The 18,288-nt window shown below is 47.3% G+C and carries 18 protein-coding genes; 11 read left to right on the top strand and 7 right to left on the bottom strand.

Annotation, left to right across the window (positions count from 1 at the left end; genetic code table 11):
- Nucleotides 1–22: 22 nt before the first annotated feature.
- The 4 genes from tsf to smc all read right to left on the bottom strand — a co-directional run bounded on the left by tsf (nucleotide 23) and on the right by smc (nucleotide 6,047).
- Nucleotides 23–901, bottom strand: coding sequence for a translation elongation factor Ts (tsf, locus tag NKU06_RS07640; RefSeq protein WP_253223145.1), 879 nt, complete (start codon nucleotides 899–901; stop codon nucleotides 23–25).
- A 123-nt stretch (nucleotides 902–1,024) separates the two neighbouring features.
- Nucleotides 1,025–1,774: a 30S ribosomal protein S2 gene (gene rpsB, locus NKU06_RS07635; RefSeq protein ID WP_253223144.1), complete on the bottom strand. Its 750-nt coding sequence runs from the start codon at nucleotides 1,772–1,774 to the stop codon at nucleotides 1,025–1,027.
- Nucleotides 1,775–2,110: 336 nt separating this feature from the next.
- Nucleotides 2,111–2,353: a hypothetical protein gene (locus NKU06_RS07630; RefSeq protein WP_254729781.1), complete on the bottom strand. Its 243-nt coding sequence runs from the start codon at nucleotides 2,351–2,353 to the stop codon at nucleotides 2,111–2,113.
- A 73-nt stretch (nucleotides 2,354–2,426) separates the two neighbouring features.
- Nucleotides 2,427–6,047, bottom strand: a complete 3,621-nt coding sequence (gene smc, locus NKU06_RS07625) for a chromosome segregation protein SMC (RefSeq protein ID WP_254729779.1) — start codon at nucleotides 6,045–6,047, stop codon at nucleotides 2,427–2,429.
- A gap of 219 nt (nucleotides 6,048–6,266) precedes the next feature.
- Between smc and lgt the strand changes: the two genes are divergently transcribed.
- The 8 genes from lgt (at nucleotide 6,267) to NKU06_RS07585 (ending at nucleotide 13,230) form a co-directional block, all read left to right on the top strand.
- The gene (lgt, locus tag NKU06_RS07620; RefSeq protein WP_253223142.1) at nucleotides 6,267–7,142 is read left to right on the top strand and encodes a prolipoprotein diacylglyceryl transferase; all 876 of its coding nucleotides are present in this window, start codon (nucleotides 6,267–6,269) and stop codon (nucleotides 7,140–7,142) included.
- Nucleotides 7,142–7,984, top strand: a complete 843-nt coding sequence (locus NKU06_RS07615) for a thymidylate synthase (RefSeq protein ID WP_254729777.1) — start codon at nucleotides 7,142–7,144, stop codon at nucleotides 7,982–7,984. Before lgt ends, NKU06_RS07615 begins: the two co-directional genes overlap by 1 nt.
- A complete protein-coding gene (locus NKU06_RS07610; protein ID WP_254729774.1) occupies nucleotides 7,985–8,521 on the top strand; it encodes a dihydrofolate reductase in 537 nt (178 codons plus the stop codon).
- Between the two features lie 35 nt (nucleotides 8,522–8,556).
- On the top strand, nucleotides 8,557–9,603 hold the full coding sequence (locus tag NKU06_RS07605; protein WP_254729772.1) for an FAD:protein FMN transferase: 1,047 nt from the start codon (nucleotides 8,557–8,559) through the stop codon (nucleotides 9,601–9,603).
- Between the two features lie 96 nt (nucleotides 9,604–9,699).
- On the top strand, nucleotides 9,700–10,125 hold the full coding sequence (locus tag NKU06_RS07600; RefSeq protein WP_253223138.1) for a hypothetical protein: 426 nt from the start codon (nucleotides 9,700–9,702) through the stop codon (nucleotides 10,123–10,125).
- A 65-nt stretch (nucleotides 10,126–10,190) separates the two neighbouring features.
- Nucleotides 10,191–11,396: a 5-demethoxyubiquinol-8 5-hydroxylase UbiM gene (ubiM, locus tag NKU06_RS07595; protein ID WP_254729770.1), complete on the top strand. Its 1,206-nt coding sequence runs from the start codon at nucleotides 10,191–10,193 to the stop codon at nucleotides 11,394–11,396.
- A 176-nt stretch (nucleotides 11,397–11,572) separates the two neighbouring features.
- On the top strand, nucleotides 11,573–12,559 hold the full coding sequence (locus NKU06_RS07590; RefSeq protein ID WP_254729765.1) for a malate dehydrogenase: 987 nt from the start codon (nucleotides 11,573–11,575) through the stop codon (nucleotides 12,557–12,559).
- Nucleotides 12,560–12,993: 434 nt separating this feature from the next.
- A complete protein-coding gene (locus tag NKU06_RS07585) occupies nucleotides 12,994–13,230 on the top strand; it encodes a DUF2789 domain-containing protein (RefSeq protein ID WP_254729763.1) in 237 nt (78 codons plus the stop codon).
- Between the two features lie 127 nt (nucleotides 13,231–13,357).
- Here NKU06_RS07585 and ribF read toward each other — a convergent pair whose 3' ends face one another.
- Both ribF and NKU06_RS07575 read right to left on the bottom strand, forming a co-directional pair.
- Nucleotides 13,358–14,338, bottom strand: coding sequence for a bifunctional riboflavin kinase/FAD synthetase (gene ribF, locus NKU06_RS07580; RefSeq protein ID WP_254729761.1), 981 nt, complete (start codon nucleotides 14,336–14,338; stop codon nucleotides 13,358–13,360).
- Between the two features lie 6 nt (nucleotides 14,339–14,344).
- On the bottom strand, nucleotides 14,345–14,983 hold the full coding sequence (locus NKU06_RS07575; RefSeq protein ID WP_254729759.1) for a UPF0149 family protein: 639 nt from the start codon (nucleotides 14,981–14,983) through the stop codon (nucleotides 14,345–14,347).
- Nucleotides 14,984–15,206: 223 nt separating this feature from the next.
- On the opposite strand from NKU06_RS07575, the gene NKU06_RS07570 reads away from it, so the two are divergent.
- Together NKU06_RS07570 and NKU06_RS07565 are read left to right on the top strand one after the other, a co-directional pair.
- Nucleotides 15,207–15,566 carry a hypothetical protein gene (locus NKU06_RS07570; protein ID WP_253223132.1) on the top strand — a complete coding sequence of 120 codons (360 nt, stop codon included), beginning with the start codon at nucleotides 15,207–15,209 and terminating at the stop codon, nucleotides 15,564–15,566.
- A gap of 30 nt (nucleotides 15,567–15,596) precedes the next feature.
- A complete protein-coding gene (locus NKU06_RS07565; RefSeq protein WP_254729757.1) occupies nucleotides 15,597–15,944 on the top strand; it encodes a cell division protein ZapA in 348 nt (115 codons plus the stop codon).
- 80 nt (nucleotides 15,945–16,024) lie between these two features.
- Here NKU06_RS07565 and NKU06_RS07560 read toward each other — a convergent pair whose 3' ends face one another.
- Nucleotides 16,025–16,240: a hypothetical protein gene (locus NKU06_RS07560; RefSeq protein WP_254729755.1), complete on the bottom strand. Its 216-nt coding sequence runs from the start codon at nucleotides 16,238–16,240 to the stop codon at nucleotides 16,025–16,027.
- Between the two features lie 343 nt (nucleotides 16,241–16,583).
- Between NKU06_RS07560 and NKU06_RS07555 the strand changes: the two genes are divergently transcribed.
- A complete protein-coding gene (locus NKU06_RS07555) occupies nucleotides 16,584–18,275 on the top strand; it encodes an NAD+ synthase (protein WP_254729753.1) in 1,692 nt (563 codons plus the stop codon).
- Nucleotides 18,276–18,288 lie beyond the last annotated feature (13 nt).

Raw genomic sequence — 18,288 nt, 5'->3', positions numbered from 1 at the left:
TGAAAAATCAATAATTATACTATTAAGCTTTTGCAGCAGCTTGAGCGGCAGCAACTTCAGCAGCGAAGTCTTCTTGCTTCTTCTCGATGCCTTCGCCCACTTCAAGACGCTTGAAGCTTAGTACGGTTGCGCCTTCAGCTTTAAGTACATCGCCAACTTTCTTTTCGTTGTCCATGACATATGGTTGGTTAACCAAAGTCACTTCGTTTAGGTACTTTTGTAGGCCGCCAGTGATCATCTTCTCAACCACAGCTTCTGGCTTGCCAGATTCTTTAGCTTTGGCTTCGATGATGTCTTTTTCGCGTGCTAGGATGTCAGCAGGTACATCAGCTTCGTTTACTGCCAGCGGGTTGAATGCTGCAACTTGCATTGCAACTGCTTTACCCACTTCTTCGTTGCCGCCTTCTAGTGATACGACAACACCGATACGCAGACCGTGGCGGTATGCAGCAAGGTTCGCACCTTCAATGACTTCTGCACGGCGAACTTGGATGTTTTCACCGATTTTTTGTACCAATGCGATACGCGCTTCTTCTACAGTTGCGCCGTCGCCATATGGTAGTGCAGAGATTGCAGCCACATCAGTGGTGTTATTTGCCAAAGCAAGCTCAGCGACTTTGTTTGCAAATACAGTGAAGTTTTCGTCTTTAGCAACGAAGTCAGTTTGGCAGTTTACTTCTAGAAGCAGTGCTTTGCCTTCGCCTTGAGCGATGATGATTGCACCGTCAGCAGCGATGTTACCAGCTTTCTTAGCAGCTTTTGCTTGACCTGATTTGCGTAGGTTGTCAATCGCAAGCTCGATGTCGCCGTTTGCTTCTTCTAGTGCTTTTTTGCACTCCATCATACCAAGACCAGTACGGTCACGCAGCTCTTTTACAAGCTTTGCAGAAACTTGAGTCATTTGGATTACCTTTGAATTTTTTTAAAATTTATTTGAATGATGGCTTATGTCAAATCATAAAGCACGACCCAAACATAAACCATCATAGCACAGTTTTATGACCATTCAATGAATGATAAAAACTTATTCAGCAGCTGCTTCTACCGCTTGCTCTTGTGCGCCGCCTTGAGTTTTTGCGTACTCTTTACCAGCGATGATTGCATCAGCCATAGCAGTTACATATAGGCTTACAGCGCGGATTGCGTCGTCGTTTGCTGCGATGACATAATCAACATTGTCTGGGTTTGAGTTGGTATCAACGATACCGATAACAGGAATACCAAGGTTTTTCGCTTCTTTGATCGCGATCGCTTCGTGGTCAACATCGACAACAAATAGCGCGTCTGGAAGACCGCCCATGTCTTTGATACCACCTAGAGCGCGCTCTAGTTTTTCCATTTGGCGAGTACGCTCAAGTGCTTCACGCTTAGTAAGCTTAGCAAAAGTACCGTCTTCAGCTTGCTTTTCAAGCTCTTTTAGGCGAGTGATTGACTGGCGAAGTGTTTTCCAGTTGGTAAGCATACCGCCCAACCAACGATGATCAACATACGGCATGCCTGCACGAGTCGCTTGCTCACGGATCACTGCAGATGCAGCGCGCTTAGTACCAACGAACAAAATCTTGTTGCGTGCAGCAGCTTGCTTGTTCACGAAAGTTAGCGCTTCGTTGAACTGCTTAACAGTGTGCTCAAGGTTGATGATGTGAATGCGGTTACGAGCACCAAAGATGTATTGGCTCATTTTTGGGTTCCAAAAACGAGTTTGGTGACCGAAGTGAGCACCTGCTTCTAGCAAGTCACGCATTGAGATTTGAGTTGGGTTCTTGTCTGACATAAGAGTTCCTAAAAAGTTTGGGTTACGCCTCCACGAAATCAAAAATACCGAATCCATCAGCACGCATCTAACCATCGGGTCAAATTATTCAAGCTCATAGACACCCCGATATTCAACACACCGCAAGCAGATGCTTGGGTAAATCTCGTGTGTGTAGTGTAAAGTTAAATTAAAAAAATACGCCCATTTATAAAAATGGACGCATTATTATAGCAAAAATCCCACAAAAAGCCAAGAAAATTTGTCATCACAATTGCCATTCTACAAGTCTTCTTGGATTTGTAAATAATGGGGTAAAGGTGGTAACTTGAATGCTTTATAAATAACGAGATAACTTTATACGGCAACATCAGCAAGCCAGCGGTCAAAGGCATCAATATCCGCTGTTGTTGATTTTGGTACAGCAACCTGCCCACTTGCAACCGATTCTTGAATTCTTGCAAAATCAAACTTGGCATCAAAAGATTTTGGGCTAAGCACAGCCACCACCTGCCCATCTTTTAAAATACTGACAGGTTCTTGCAGATTAACAATCTGCTCTTGCACTGTGATTGGCAAAGTTGCAAAATCAATCATCATGAACATATCTCTATTATGGATACCATTATTGTAGCACAAAGCATCATCAATACCTAGAAATGCCTAGACTTAGTTAGACATTCGGCTCCAAATACTGCTCCGCCTCTTCTAGATTGACCGTCACAAGACTCGAAATCCCTGCTGTCGGCATGGTGATGCCCTTGAGCTCATCGGCAATTTGCATGGCAAGCTTATTATGACTAATAAAGATAAACTGCACATCATCAGCCAGCTCATGAATCAGCCCCGTAAAGCGTCCGACATTGGCATCATCAAGCGGTGCATCCACTTCATCAAGCACACAAAACGGTGCTGGATGCTGTTTAAAAATCGCAAAGATTAGACTAAGCGCTGTCAAGGTCTTCTCACCGCCAGACAGTACCGCTAGGCGTGAGTTTTTCTTGCCTTTTGGCTGTGCCATTAGCACAAGCCCCGCCCGCCATTTATCCGCCTTGGATAGGCTCTCATCTTCCATTAGGCTAAGGCTTGCTTGACCACCGCCAAACACCTTAGAAAATAAGGCATTAAGCTCTTTGTTCACCGCATTGAGTGCCGTCAAAAACAGCGATTTGGTCTTCTCATCAATCGCTTTGATGGCATCTTCAAGCTTTTTCATGCTATCGGTGATGTCTTGGATTTGCTCATCCATCGGCGATACACGCGCCTCAATCTCGGCAAGCTCAGCAGCAGCAGCTAAGTTCACCGCACCGAGTTTGGCGATTTGCGCTTTGATATCCTCTCGCTTTTGGCTATGGTCAATGAACTGCTGATTAGGGTTGGCTCTAAACTCTGCCAAGGTCGCAGGCAGATTAAACGTCTCATCAAATCGCAACAGCTCATCGCCCAAATCCTGCATCCGACTCTCACCCACTGCCGCATCAGCACTGATTTGGGCAGACTGTGCTTGGGCGGTGGCAAATTTGCCGTGTGCTTCAGTCAGCTCATCTTGTAGCTTGGTTTGGGCGATTTGCAGTGCTTTGGCAGCCGCTTCATATTCATCGCTTGAGATTTTGAGTTCATGACTGCTCATCTTGGCAGCTTTGAATATTTCTTCAAGCTTTGGTAATTTTTCTTGTAGGGTTTCTTGGTGTTTTTTGGTAACTTCGATGTCTGCTATTGTCTGCGTGGCGCTGTTTTTTGCCATATCAAGCAGGCGTTCGGCGTGGGTTTTGCTTTGGCTTAGCGTGCCAAATTTGAGCTGCATGGCTTGATAGGTCTCATTTTTGGTCTTAACCAGTCCATTAGCTTCATCAATGCGAGCCGTCAGCACGGTCATCGCTTGATTCGCCATCTCAAAGCGTGGGGCAAACTCGCCAAGCTTTGTATGATATTCATCAAGCTGTACGGTCAACTCATCAAGCTCTTTTTGGCGGTCTTGTTTTTCTTCATCGAGCGCTTGACGGTTTTTGGCATGGTTGTCACGGCGGATTTTATCCGCATCCAGCTTGGCAGTGAGTGCTGTCAGTGCTTTTTCGGCACTGTGCAGCTGTGCGGTGGTGGCGGTTTTTTGGGCGATGACTTCTTCAAGCTCAACTTTGGTTTGCTCAAGTAGATTCAGCTGATTTTTCAGCTGTTTTTGGTCGGCACTCAGTGCATCTTCTAGGGTGTTCAACTCTTCTTCTAGCACAGCCAATCGCTCGATATGTGCTTGTTTTTGGGCAAGAAATTGACTGCCTGTCTCACCAAAACGGCTGATATGCACCATGCCAAAACTGCCAATCAGCCAGCCTGTCTTGGTCAAAATCATCACGCCAATCAATGCGCTTGTATCCATCTCATCAAGCGAATCATCGCCCGTATATAAAAAGGTGCGCCCAAAAATCTCCAAAGTCGGTGTGCTAAATAACTGATCCAAGCGAATCAGCTGCTCACCAATCTGCTTGGGCAACTTGGCAATGGCATCACTAGCTGCGATGGCGCTTGTCGTGATGGCAGTATCGCTTTTTTTACCAGATTTTAATAATAAATTCACACCATCTTTGGTAGGTGTGGTCAAGGCGGTCGCCATATTAAGCTGAGCAGTCACTTTGGCATCCAGCCAAAATCCCAAAAACTGATCCAGTACTTTGGCATATTGATGCCCCGTACTGCTCGGCATCAAACCATGCTCAAGGCTTGGCAAAGCTTGCAAATCCGCTTGATCATCACTCGATGTGCTATATTGTTGAGCGATTGGCGTATGTACAAGCTTGTGCAAAATATCATACTCACCCATCAGGACGGCATGGCGTTTTTCTTGGGATTGGGTGCTTGCTTGTAGCGTCTTGACAGTCTCACTGAGTGTATCATAGCGAGATTTGAGCTCATCATGATCTGATAGATTATCAAGCTTAAGTTTAAGATTGGCAATCTGCTCTTGATAAGTTTTTTGCTCGGCTTGGTCTTGCTGGGCATCAACAAAGCCTGCCTGCTCCGCATCGAGTGCATCGCTGCGTTTTTGCCATTTGCTTTGAGCATCTTTTAGGCGAGCGATTTGTGATTCGGCAAGTTTTTTGCGATTGTCCAAATTATTCTTATCTTGGGTGATGGCGGATAGCTCATCACGCTGTTTTTGCCATGCATCTTGAGCATCGGCAAGCACCTGTTTGGCATCAGTGAGTGCCTGCTCTAGTGCCATCGTGTCAGGTGTGATGGTAGCAAGCTGGCTGTCAATCTCGGCAAGCTCGGCGGTGGCGTGCTCGATATTGGCAAGCGCTTCTTGATGCTGCGCTGTCAGCCGTGCGATTTTCTCATCATTTTGTGCAAGCTGACTATTGACGGTATAAAAATTGTGCTGCGCGGTCTGTTCTGCCATCTGCGCGTTGTGAAATTTATCACGTGCATCGTCTTTCATCCACTGCGCTTCCGCGACACGCGCCGACAGCTCATCGAGTTCACGGCGGACTTTGGTGACATTTTGTTCAAGCTCGGCAAGCTTTTCGGCGGATTTGCCATGCTCGCCTTTTTTCAGCTCATGATACTGCCACGACTCGAACAAGCGACGCATTAAATCATTCCAATGTAGCTGATTAAGCTTATCATTGAGCACTTCATATTGCTTGGCAGATTCGGCTTGGCGGATCAAAGTTTTTTGTTGTTTTTTTAGTTCACCTTGAAGATCGGATAGGCGTTCAAGATTATCGCGCGTCTCGGCAAGTTTTTTTTCGGTATCGGCTCTGCGTACTTGATAGCGAGAGACGCCCGCACCTTCTTCGATGAACTCACGCAGCTGCATGGGGCTGGATTCTACGATGCGCCCAATCATTCCCTGCTCAATCACCGCATAGCTGCGCGCGCCCAGACCCGTACCCAAAAACACATCCACCACATCACGGCGACGCACTCGCTGACCATTGATGAAATAATCCGATTTGCCATCTTTGGTGACTTGGCGGCGCAGGCTCAGCTCTTGGTACAGGTTTAGCTCATGGCGGATGCCATGCGTCTCATCTTGGGTATGCTCAAATATCAGCTCCACACTGGCAAGGCTTTTGGCGGCGCGCCCTTCCACACCAGCAAAGATGACATCACTCATCGCTCCACCGCGCAGCTGCTTGGCAGAAGTCTCACCCAGCACCCAGCGGATGGCATCAATGACATTGGATTTGCCACAGCCATTAGGCCCGACGATGGCGGTGATGTCATGCTTGAAAGTAAAAGTGGTTGGATTGGCAAAAGATTTAAAGCCGGCTAGTTTTAGGGATTTTAGTCGCATTGGGTGTTTGTAACTTGGATAAAATTAGGGTCAAAGGTGGGTATTTTAGCAAATTTTTAATCGCAATGTGTGTATTTGTGCCAAATCATTAATGGTTAAAATCCGCCCACTTTACCCTGATAATCCATGCAAATGATACGCGCGCAATTGATTGATGTTAAAATCGGTCAAAATCGGCTATAATAGTCGGTATTTAATTGAATAAAAAAAGAGAATAACATGGCTATCGTACACCCACAATTTAACCCTGTCGCCCTAGATTTGGGCGTGATTGAGCTGCATTGGTATGGCTTGATGTATCTGCTTGCCTTTGGTATGGCGTATTTTTTGGCATGGATGCGCGCCAAGTCGCGTGATGATTTCACCACCGAGATGGTGTCTGATTTGGTATTTTTCGGCTCAGTTGGGGTGATTTTGGGTGGTCGCATCGGCTATGTGCTGCTGTATAATTTTAGCGAATTACTCGCCGATCCGATGTATCTGTTCCGCGTCTGGGAAGGCGGCATGAGTTTTCATGGTGGCTTTATTGGTGTACTGCTTGCCATGTGGTATTTTGCGCGCAAATATAAGACCGCGCCATTTACTGTGCTGGATTTTATCGCGCCGTGTGTGCCGACAGGCTTGCTGTTCGGTCGTATGGGCAACTTCATCAATGGCGAGCTGTGGGGTCGCGTCTCAAGCTCGGATTTGTCGCATTTGATGTATTTTCCCCAAGCGGCAAATGCCGATTTTGAACTGCTACAGCTGGACCCAAGCCTACAAAGCATCGCCAGCAACATCGGCGGCTATATGCTACTGCCACGCCACCCATCGCAGCTGTACCAAGCTGCCACCGAAGGCGTGCTGCTATTTATCCTGCTGTGGTGGTTCTCTGCCAAGCCGCGCCCACGCTATGCTGTCTCTGCGCTGTTCCTATTGGGCTATGGCATCAGCCGCTTTAGCACCGAGTTTTTCCGTCAGCCTGATGTCGGCTATGAGCTGATTTTTGGTTGGATGAGTAAGGGTCAATTGTACAGTTTACCAATGATCATTATTGGCATTATCTTAATGGTGATAGCATATCAAAAGAATATTTATGATTGGAAAAAAGCCTAATGAAACAATATCACGAGCTGCTGACACGCATTTTACAAACAGGTGGTGATAAAGGTGACCGCACTGGTACTGGTACCCGTTCGGTCTTTGGTCATCAGATGCGCTTTGATTTATCACAAGGCTTTCCGTTATTGACCACCAAAAAAGTCCACATGAAATCCATTATCCACGAGCTGCTTTGGTTCTTAAAAGGCGATACCGATGTCGCCTATCTGCAAGAGCGCGGCGTAACCATTTGGGATGAATGGGCGACTGCTGAGCAGACCGCGCGCTTTGGGCGATCGGCAGGTGATCTTGGCCCTGTCTATGGTCATCAGTGGCGTAATTTTGGCGCGACCAAAGATAATGATGGTCATTATCGCAATGATGGCTTTGATCAGATCACATGGCTGATCAATGAAATCAAGACCAACCCAAACTCGCGCCGCCTGATCGTCAGCGGCTGGAATCCCTCTGAAGCGGGTGCTGTCGCCCTGCCGCCTTGCCATACGCTGTTTCAGTTTTTCGTCATGGATGGCAAGCTATCCTGTCAGCTGTATCAGCGCAGCGCCGATGTGTTCTTGGGCGTGCCTTTTAATATCGCAAGCTATGCGCTATTGACCCACATGATCGCGCAAGTATGTGATCTTGGTGTGGGTGAGTTTGTATGGACGGGCGGTGATACGCATCTGTACAGCAATCATTTTGAACAAGCCAAGATACAGCTAAGCCGCGAGCCGCTGCCGCTTTGCACTCTGAAGCTCAACCCTGATGTGCGCGATATTTTTGAATTTACATTTGAAGATATTATGATTGAAAATTATCAATCGCACCCAGCGATCAAAGCAGAAGTGGCGGTATAAATGACAAACAACACTCAGACATCAGCCGCTGATCACATCGAAATCGCGCAAGTGGTCGCCATCAGTACCAACCGCTGTATCGGCAAGGACAATCAGCTGCTGTGGCACATTCCTGCAGATTTGGCACATTTTAAAAATATCACCACAGGCGGTGTGATCGTCATGGGGCGAAAGACCTTAGAATCATTAGGTCGTCTATTGCCCAATCGCAGCCATCATGTGATCACACGCGATACGAATTTTCACTACGATGGCGTGACAGTGTCGCACAGCCTAGATGATGCGATCAATAAAGCTTGTGCCGATGCCAAAGCGCGCGGACAATCTGCCATCTATATCATCGGCGGTGGTGAGATTTATGCGCAGTCGCTTGCGATGGCTGATCACCTTGAGATCACCGAAGTTGATATCATCATCGATGGCGATGCGTTTTATCCTGTGATTGGCAATGAATTTATCAAGGTCGATCAAAGCGATACACAAACTTGCGAAAAAAGCGGCTTAACATTTCGCTTTACCACTTATAAAAAACGATAGTTGTTTAAAAACAATTCTTAACCTTAGGATGCTTCATGAAATACGCCCCACTTGCCATGGTCTGTAGCGCAGTCATCATCAGTGCCTGCGCGGATAAACCTGCTTATCAAAAAATCTCAGGCGAAACCATGGGGACAAGCTACCACATCAGCTATCAGCACCCTGATGCCAGCATTTCACAAGCCGTCATCCAAGCCGATATTGATAAGCGACTGAATGACATCAACGCCAGTATGTCCACCTATATCGATGATAGCACCATCAGCAAGTTCAACCACCTGCCATCTGCCACGCCGCTTGAGATTGATGCTGATTTTATCAAGGTGCTAAGCGACAGCCAAGCGATTTTTCAGGCATCGAACCATGCCTTTGATCCGACGGTGCTGCCTTTGGTGGAGCTGTGGGGCTTTGGTGGCAAGATGAGCGTTGAGCGACTACAAGCCCCGCCAAGCAGTGATGAGATCACTGCTGCCAAGGCGTTGATCGGCTTGGATAAGGTCAGCTTAAATGGCAATCAGCTTAGTAAATCGGTCGATGGCGTGGGCTTAGACTTTTCTGCCATCGCCAAAGGCTATGCGGTCGATGTCATCGCAAACACACTCAGGGGCAACTACGGTATTACCAATTATATGGTGGAAATCGGCGGTGAAGTCGCCACCAGCGGCAGCAATGACAAATCACAGCCATGGACACTCGCCATCGATGCGCCCGTGATCGACAGCTCAGTGAGCAATCGCAGCACCATCACCACACTCACTCAGCCCAAAGATGGCACGCTGCACATCGCCACATCAGGCGGCTATCGCAATTCGGTAGAATATAACGGCGTGCGCTACAGCCATACCATCAATCCCAATACTGGCAATCCTGTCGCAGGCAACGCCCCAAGCGTGACCGTCCTGCATGATACCGTCTCTTTGGCAGATGGTTGGGCGACAGCACTGACCGCTCTGCCTTATGATGATGCGCTCAAGCTTGCCAACGCCCAAAACATCCAAGCAATCTTCGTCATCGAAAATGCAAGCAAAACCGGCTTTGACATCGTCAAGACCGATGCGATAATTGCCAAATTTGGACAGTGAGCAGTTATCCGATTGGGTGATTGTCAGGCTTAGGTTTTTGCTTTACAATAAGGCAAAGTTTTATTGATAGACAAATTTGATTATTAAGGGAATTTTATGGCTAATTTCTCACCAAGCATTCAGTTTGCGCGCCGTTGGCTTGGCGCACCGAGTGATGCACGCCGTGCGATTTATGAAGAATTGGACGACATCATTGAGCTATTGGACAGCCAAGCGCCATTGTCAGAATTTCGCTTTCGCCACAGTGATTTTAATGCTACGCTGGCTGCGCATATGCAAGCAGGCTCAAACGGTGAAGCGATGCGTTTGGTGCATCCGATCGATACCACGCAGCTCATCGACGATGCCAAAGATTCGCTAGACACCCCTGATTTACAAGTCCTAGAAGCGCGCCTAACCCAAGATCTAAGCCGTCAAGTAGATGAGTTTTTAAAAGAACACATGGCGCAGCTAAATCAAGAACTAAAAGCATGGGTGGCGACCACCGTGCGTAATGAAATGGCGAATTTTCAGCGCCAATGATACAATCCTAACTAATTGATATAATTAGGATTTTTAATTAATTACAATAATAAAAAGGCAGTACTATGAGCATAAGCACCAAGCACAGCACCCACAGTGACATCATCATCGTCGGCGCAGGCCCTGCAGGATTGGCTTTTGCTCGGTTTTTTAAGGGCAGTGAGCTTAAGATCACCATCATCGAAAAAGCACCGCTTACCGCCATCGAAAATCCTGCCTATGATGGTCGTGAAATCGCCCTTACTAATACTTCTAAAGAAATCTTACAAAACTTAGGCGTATGGCAACGATTCGCGACCGATGAGATTTACCCATTGGTTGATGCCAAAGTATATAGCGGCAAGCTTGATTATGCCTTGCATTTTCAAGTGCCAAGCCTGATGAAATCAATGCGCTCACTGGATCGCTTGGGCAATCTGATTTCTAATCACAATATTCGTAAAGCCGTGTATGATGAAGTGGCGACGATGGACAATGTCACGCTCATCACTGATGTTGGCGTTACTGATGTCAAGACCGATGATAATAGCGCAACCGTCAGCCTTGCCGATGGGCAGGTTTTGACGGCAAGTCTTGTCATTGCGGCTGATTCTCGCTTATCGAATGTGCGCCGTATGCTTGGCATTGGTGCGGATATGCATGATTTTGGGCGTACGGTGATTGTTTTTCGTGTCACTCATCCTTTATCAAATAGCGCAACCGCCCAAGAGTGCTTCTTGTACGGTCGCACGCTTGCCCTATTACCGCTCAATGACACCATGACCAACTGCGTCATCACGCTGGATAATACCCAAGCCGATGAGCTATTAAGCCTATCACCACAAGCACTTGCCCACGAAGCGCAGCGGATGTTCGGCGATCAATTTGGCGCGTTCACCATCGCAGGCAGCGTGCATCATTATCCGCTGATGGGCGTACACGCGCACCGCTTCTATGCCAAGCGCGCTGCACTCATCGGTGATGCGGCAGTCGGTATGCATCCTGTGACAGCGCATGGGTATAATTTGGGTCTATTGAGCGCAAATACCCTTGCGCCACTGATTATCAATGCGCACCGTACTGGGCGTGATATCGGCAGCGAGCGACTTCTTAGCACTTATAATCGCCGCCATCAAGCACACACGCGCCCACTGTATCACGGCACCAATGCGATGGTAAGCCTATTTACCAATGATCGCAAGCCTGTGCGTATCTTACGCGATGCAGCACTGCGCCTAAGTAACAATCTACCCCCTGTCAAGCACTGGATCGCTAAGCAGTTGGTTGGCTGAAAATTCATTATGCAAATCCAAATCATCCTATCGGCGATTTGGATTTTTCGATTTTTGGCTTTGTATTTTGAGTGTAAAAGTGCTAAACTAGCCTGTGATTGTGCTGATGGCATTTTTTTGGGTCATCGCACAAGTTTTTCCATACCTTAACAACCCCAACAAAGAAGGATTTACCCATGAAACAACCTGTTCGTGTTGCTGTTACTGGCGCTGCTGGTCAAATCGGCTACAGCCTACTATTCCGCATCGCTTCTGGCGAAATGCTTGGCAAGGATCAGCCTGTTATCCTACAGCTACTTGAAATCCCTGTTGAAAAAGCACAACAAGCTCTACAAGGCGTCATCATGGAACTGGATGACTGTGCATTCCCACTATTGGTCGATGTGATCGGTACCGACGATCCAAATGTCGCGTTCAAAGACGCAGACTACGCCCTATTGGTGGGTGCACGCCCACGCGGCCCTGGCATGGAGCGCGCTGACCTACTACAAGAAAACGCGAAGATCTTCACTGTTCAAGGTAGAGCACTGAACGATGTAGCAAGCCGTGATGTAAAAGTTCTAGTCGTCGGTAACCCAGCGAACACCAACGCTTACATCGCGATGAAGTCAGCACCAGATCTGCCAGCGAAAAACTTCACCGCCATGCTACGCCTAGACCACAACCGCGCACTAACCCAAGTCGCGAAGAAAACTGGCAAAGCTGTCAAAGACATCAAAAATCTAACCGTATGGGGCAACCACAGCCCAACCATGTACGCCGACTACCGTTTCGCGACCATCAATGGCGAATCAGTCAAAGAGATGATCAATGACCAAGAATGGAATGCCAATGTATTCCTACCTACCGTTGGTAAGCGCGGTGCAGCGATCATCGAAGCGCGCGGTCTGTCTTCTGCAGCATCAGCAGCGAACGCAGCGATCGACCATATGCGTGACTGGGCACTAGGCTCAAACGGCGAATGGGTAACGATGGGCATCCCATCTGATGGCTCATACGGCATCCCAGAAGGTGTCATGTTCGGCTTCCCTGTAACCACCGAAAACGGCGAATACAAGATCGTACAAGGCCTAGAAATTGACGAATTCAGCCAAGAGCGTATCAACATCACGCTAAATGAGCTGGAAGAAGAGCGTGCAGCGATCGACCATCTGTTTGCATAATCTTTAAGTGTAAACACTTAAGCAAAACGCCCAATTCTTAGGAGTTGGGCGTTTTTTGTGCTTAATGATAAGCTATGTTAAGATTAAAGCGACATAAGTTTATATAGTCAAACAAATTTAAAATAAGACAAGGAAAACAAGTGAAGCTGCACAAGTAGTACTGTGAGTGGGTTTGACGCAGGATTATTTCAAAGTTGGCAGACTAAAATTTACACAGCCAATACACTTGTGTAGGGATTGCCTAAGTCTAAGCTGTTACAATCATGTCATGGTTTTGAAATGATGTATCCAAATCCAAAACCATCTTGTGGTTGTATAAAAACAAAATAAGACTAGGCGGCGAGTCGCAGGTAGTACAAGTAGTACAGCAAGACAAGCCAGCGCTGTATTATTTTGAATTTTATAGACCCTAATCCACAACAAAGGATTTGATTATGCTTGGAAATATTGAATACACGATGAATGATCTGTTTGTCCAATTGGGACTTGATAACAGTGATGCCGCCATTGAGCAATTCATCGCCACTCATCAGCTGGATGAAGAAACACAGCTTGACAATGCGCCGTTTTGGAACGATGCGCAGCAAGGATTTATCCGTGAAGAATGGCGCAAAGACGCCGTTTGGTCACTGATTTTAGATGAATTAAATGCTCAATTGCATGGTGAGTGATTGAGCATCTGTTGGTTTGCGATCGCGAAAACACAAGCCAATACTCGTGAAAGAAGCTGAATTTATGGTGAGTTCAGCTTCTTTTTTATGGGTGATTTTTCTTGGCTTGCTCTGACGATTGACAAAATCACCCTTGCGCATCTCGCCATTTTAACAGCTGCGCGACATCATCACTGATGCCTGCTTTTAAGGCATCCAAGCCATCATATTTACGCTCGCCATGCAGATAATGGGTGAAAGTCACTTGCAGCTCAATACCGTACAAATCACCCGTGAACTGTGGCAAATGCACTTCCACGCGCCAATCTTGCCCATCCACCGATGGACGCTTGCCGACACTCACCGCACCAAATAGACTGCCTTGCGCCATACCTACTACGCCTGTTTGTCCATCTTTACCAAGACTTGCCAAATCAATCTGCCGACCATCGACAAAGCCTATGACATCCGCACCATACACGCCGTGTAAAGCAGGCTTGATGCGATTGATGGCGATATTTGCCGTCGGAAAATCAAGCGTACGCCCAATCTTATCACCATGCTCCACCTGCCCTGTGATGGCATACGCGCGCCCAAGCAGGCTTTTGGCACTTGCCAAATCCCCTGCCGCCAACGCCTTACGCACCAATGATGAGCTGATACGCTCGCCATCTTGTAGCACGCTGTGCAGACTATCAACACCAAAGCCTGCCGCCGCCAAAAATGCCTTATCCCCCACACGATCATGCCCAAAGCGAAAATCATCACCCAGCACCAAATGACGGACATTCAAGCCCTGTAATAGCGTGGCGAAATCCTGCGCCGACAATGAGCGAAAGGCTTGATCAAAGCTTGCAACGATCAGATAATCCACGCCAAGATCGCCGATGTACTTAGCTTTTTCGGCAAGGCTTGTTAGGCGTGCAGGCGGATCATCAGGCGTAAAAAACTCGCGCGGCTGCGGCTCAAAGACCATCACCGCCGACTGATAGCCCATCTGCTTGGCATCACGATCCAATGCTAATAATAGCGCTTGATGCCCCAGATGCACGCCATCATAATTGCCGATGGTCAAGGCAAGCGGCGGCAAGGACGGTAGATTATCAAGAATAAGATGAATTAGCTGCATAGGATTTTATTGCTTTTTTTCCATGGCATCAATGACAGGGACGGCAAGCTTGGTTTCGGCGATTTCTTTGGCGGTCTTGGCATCAGGTGATAAGCCCTTTAATAGTGGCAATTGCTTGACATCCATGCGTTTACGCGTCGCCAGATGCACAGGCACCATGCGCGCAAATTCGAACAGATGTAGCCACATCTCTTCGCCGCCTTCCAGATTTTCATCGTCTTCTAGGCGAATGGCGGCGATCTCCATCAGTGTGCGAATCAGCTCATTTTCATCAGCACTCAGCGTAATGCCCGTCACGCCAATGCCAGTGATAAAACCACCTGCCCAATCTTTGAGCGCAAGCACGCGCTCATACAGCTCATGCTCATCATCTGGCACAAGCGGCTCGTAGCCATAGGCATCGTCTTTATCTTTTAGTGCAAAGCTGACATCTTCGGCATACTCGGTCAATAGCTCAAGCGCGTCTTCATCAGGTACTTCAAAGCTCAGCTCTTCTAATAGCTGCGTCCAGCCTTCGCTGTCTGTGGCGTTGCACGCGGTCATCACGCCTGTCATGATGCCTTGCAGCTCACTGATTGATACATCTGTCCAGTGTTCAAATGCCTTTGTCCAGTCGTCCCAGCCTGATAAATAATCGGTTGTCATTGTTTAGCCTTGTGTTTTTGAACAAACTTTGGATTATACCATATTCACACGGTTTAATGCGTGCAAAATACAAAATCACAAGGGCAAAGCGTGCAAAGATACGACATTTCGCCAAACTTATGCCCAAAATACCGCCAAAGCCGAAAAAATATTTGACAATACACCGCACCGTGATAAGATTAGCATAGGACACTTTTTATTGATGACTTTTACAGGATTTCTTATGCTAGCCCAACTTCAAGCTTTGGAACAATCCATCATCGCGATGAAAAAACAATATGCCGTCACCGCGACCGAACTTGCCAATCTTAAGCAACGCCTTGCCAATGACGACAGCCCAAGACAAATCAGTGATTTACAAGCACAGCTAAACAAAGCCAACCAAGAAATTGACAACTACTGCGAACAAGTGGACAGCTTAGAGCACACGCGCAATGCCCTGCAAAAGCAAGTAGAAGAACTGTATCAAGCCAATCAGACGCTGATTCAACAAAATCAAGATTTAAAAGACAAAAACGCTTTGGCGATTTCGCGCGCTGAAGTGATTCGCGATTGGTTGGGCAAAATCGACCGTCAAAGCTAAGGCTGAGCATATCATTATCAAGGATTTATCATGAGTCAAGAAACCACCACCAACCCACAGTCAGCGATCATCGCCAAAGAAGAATTCCGCCCTGTCGATATCAGCATCGCAGGCACACCACATCGCATCGTCTGCCCCGTCGATGAAATCAAAAATCTGGAAAATGGTGCAGAATTCATCAACCAAAAAATCCGCGATCTGCGCCGTGAGATCAAGCACAAAACCCCGAGCAATGAAGAGTTTTTGGTGCTGGTCTGCCTAGATTTGTACGACCAAATCCAAGGACTACAAAACCAAGTGGCAGCCAATGCCGCTGAACAAAAACAAATCGCTGAAATGATCGAAAAGATCAATAAGCAAGCACGCTCAATGCTGTGATTTTATAGATTTTCTTAAAATTAGAGCATAAATTAAGGGCGATGAATGTCGCCCTTATTGTTTTTTAGGTTTTACAGATCCTATTTTTCTATATTCATAGGCAGATCTTCTTCTGGATGCGCTGCTGCATATGCCGCCAGATGCTCATCATTACAAAAAAAGCGTTCGTTCTCGGCTTTTTCGTGGAACAAATGCCCACGATAAGTGGCAAGCTGATTGCCGCAGTGGTGGCAGGTGCGCAGCGTGGTGTCATCGCCATCTTTAGGAAAAAAAGCTTTGGGTGGCTTTGGGTACATAAATTTGAAAAAAAACCACATGATGATTGCGATGATGATGATATTTAAAATAAATGCAAACATAAGAAAATTTTAAAGTTAATGCGTTAAACAAATGAACTTGAGAGTTTTTTTAATTCACTTGCCATACTATACCACAACCCATCCGATTTTGTGCTATACTATTAAATAGGTTTGTCAAAATCTTGATAAACCATATCATTTGGGGTCATTTTTGCCCAAGATCGGCGGCAAACAGTGAAGTTTGCTCTGCCCACAAAACCGCCCTATTTCGGCGATAACAAACAAATGCAATGCCCTTGAGCATGAAGCACAAGGCATAAACTTTTTTAGGATTATAAAAATGCCAAGAACCAAACAACAGGACGCAGCGAGCGTCGAGACGACTTTACACACCGCCAATTCTGCCGCTGGCAAGATTACTTTTGCGCTGATTCAGACCAATTTTTGGGTCGGTGACATCGCAGGCAATGTCAAAAAAATGCACGCACTTGCCATCGATGCCAAAAATCGCGGCGCAGACATCGTGGTTTTCCCAGAATTATCCTTAGTCGGCTATCCGCCAGAAGATTTGCTACTGCGCCCAACCTTAGGCGAGCGTGTGCGCGGTGCGATGGCGCAGCTTGCTGAAATCGAAGGTATTGTGATCATCCTAGGCTATCCACACATTGATCAACATGGCACCTTCAACTCAGCAGCCATCTTGCAAGGCGGCAGCCAAAAAGGCTTTTATCATAAGCAATGCTTGCCAAATTATGGCATCTTCGATGAACGCCGCTATTTCCAAAAAGGCCGCAATCAAGTGCTGTTCGATTACAAAGGCGCAACGATTGGCTTATTAATCTGTGAAGATATTTGGCACGATGCACCGATCAAAGCGCTCAAAGAAGAAGGTGCGGACATGGTCGTGGCGATCAACGCATCGCCTTTTGAAATCGGCAAACAAACCGCGCGCAAAGAGCTATTAACCAAGCAGTCAGCTACTTATGACTTGCCGATTATCTATGTCAATACCGTCGGCGCGCAAGATGACATCGTCTTTGATGGCGGTTCGCTCATCATGCAAGCAGATGGCACGGTTGCGCACGAAGGTTCGCGCTTTTTGAACCAACTGATGATGGCACAGTACGATGTGGTAAGCCGTCAGTTTGACACCCAAGCCAAAGTACCGCTTGTGTTGTCTGAAGAATCTGAGATGTATCAGGCATTAGTCGTGGGTCTGCGTGATTATGTCAATCGTTCAGGCTTTAAAGGTGTGATCGTTGGCTTATCAGGCGGTATCGACAGTGCCTTGACGCTGTGCATTGCCGTCGATGCATTGGGCTCAGATCGCGTGTATGCGGTGATGATGCCGTACGAATACACCGCGCAAATCAGCCTAGATGATGCCGAAGCGCAAGCGGCACGCCTGAATGTCTCATACACCGTCTGCCCAATCCACGATGCAGTGGCAGGCTTGCGTTCAGCCCTTGCACCACTGCTTGCTAATAGTGAGCCTGATGTCACCGAAGAGAATCTGCAAGCGCGCGCTCGCGGCACGATCTTAATGGCATTGTCAAATAAATTCGGTCATATGGTCATCTCAACGGGCAATAAATCTGAAAACGCGGTCGGTTATGCGACGCTATACGGTGATATGGTAGGCGGCTTCGATGTGCTAAAAGATGTGTACAAAACCGATGTCTATCGCCTTGCCAATTACCGCAACCGCCTAGAAGATAATCCAGTCATCCCAGAACGCGTCATCACGCGCGCACCATCGGCCGAGCTGCGTCCTGACCAAAAAGACCAAGATAGCCTGCCTGATTATGACTTACTTGATAGCATTCTAAAAATGTACATCGACGAAGATTTGGGCTACAAGGCAATCTGTGCGGCAGGCTTTGATCCTGCGACGGTTGAAAAAGTACTGGGCTTGGTCGATCGCGCTGAGTACAAACGCCGCCAAGGGGCAATCGGCACGAAGATCACCAAGAAATCTTTCGGTCGCGAACGCCGTTATCCATTGGTCAATGGTTGGTCGATTAAGGGCTGATTGGCACTAGATC

This window comes from Moraxella sp. FZLJ2109 (assembly GCF_024296965.1).
Classification (GTDB): Bacteria; Pseudomonadota; Gammaproteobacteria; order Pseudomonadales; family Moraxellaceae; genus Moraxella.
This window is presented reverse-complemented; position numbering and strand designations above follow the sequence as displayed.

What these genes read in the sequence shown, in the direction of transcription:
- tsf (WP_253223145.1), bottom strand. Translation starts at nt 901, where the DNA reads ATGACTCAAGTTTCTGCAAAGCTTGTAAAAGAGCTGCGTGACCGTACT.
- rpsB (WP_253223144.1), bottom strand. Translation starts at nt 1,774, where the DNA reads ATGTCAGACAAGAACCCAACTCAAATCTCAATGCGTGACTTGCTAGAA.
- NKU06_RS07630 (WP_254729781.1), bottom strand. Translation starts at nt 2,353, where the DNA reads ATGATGATTGATTTTGCAACTTTGCCAATCACAGTGCAAGAGCAGATT.
- smc (WP_254729779.1), bottom strand. Translation starts at nt 6,047, where the DNA reads ATGCGACTAAAATCCCTAAAACTAGCCGGCTTTAAATCTTTTGCCAAT.
- lgt (WP_253223142.1), top strand. Translation starts at nt 6,267, where the DNA reads ATGGCTATCGTACACCCACAATTTAACCCTGTCGCCCTAGATTTGGGC.
- NKU06_RS07615 (WP_254729777.1), top strand. Translation starts at nt 7,142, where the DNA reads ATGAAACAATATCACGAGCTGCTGACACGCATTTTACAAACAGGTGGT.
- NKU06_RS07610 (WP_254729774.1), top strand. Translation starts at nt 7,985, where the DNA reads ATGACAAACAACACTCAGACATCAGCCGCTGATCACATCGAAATCGCG.
- NKU06_RS07605 (WP_254729772.1), top strand. Translation starts at nt 8,557, where the DNA reads ATGAAATACGCCCCACTTGCCATGGTCTGTAGCGCAGTCATCATCAGT.
- NKU06_RS07600 (WP_253223138.1), top strand. Translation starts at nt 9,700, where the DNA reads ATGGCTAATTTCTCACCAAGCATTCAGTTTGCGCGCCGTTGGCTTGGC.
- ubiM (WP_254729770.1), top strand. Translation starts at nt 10,191, where the DNA reads ATGAGCATAAGCACCAAGCACAGCACCCACAGTGACATCATCATCGTC.
- NKU06_RS07590 (WP_254729765.1), top strand. Translation starts at nt 11,573, where the DNA reads ATGAAACAACCTGTTCGTGTTGCTGTTACTGGCGCTGCTGGTCAAATC.
- NKU06_RS07585 (WP_254729763.1), top strand. Translation starts at nt 12,994, where the DNA reads ATGCTTGGAAATATTGAATACACGATGAATGATCTGTTTGTCCAATTG.
- ribF (WP_254729761.1), bottom strand. Translation starts at nt 14,338, where the DNA reads ATGCAGCTAATTCATCTTATTCTTGATAATCTACCGTCCTTGCCGCCG.
- NKU06_RS07575 (WP_254729759.1), bottom strand. Translation starts at nt 14,983, where the DNA reads ATGACAACCGATTATTTATCAGGCTGGGACGACTGGACAAAGGCATTT.
- NKU06_RS07570 (WP_253223132.1), top strand. Translation starts at nt 15,207, where the DNA reads ATGCTAGCCCAACTTCAAGCTTTGGAACAATCCATCATCGCGATGAAA.
- NKU06_RS07565 (WP_254729757.1), top strand. Translation starts at nt 15,597, where the DNA reads ATGAGTCAAGAAACCACCACCAACCCACAGTCAGCGATCATCGCCAAA.
- NKU06_RS07560 (WP_254729755.1), bottom strand. Translation starts at nt 16,240, where the DNA reads ATGTACCCAAAGCCACCCAAAGCTTTTTTTCCTAAAGATGGCGATGAC.
- NKU06_RS07555 (WP_254729753.1), top strand. Translation starts at nt 16,584, where the DNA reads ATGCCAAGAACCAAACAACAGGACGCAGCGAGCGTCGAGACGACTTTA.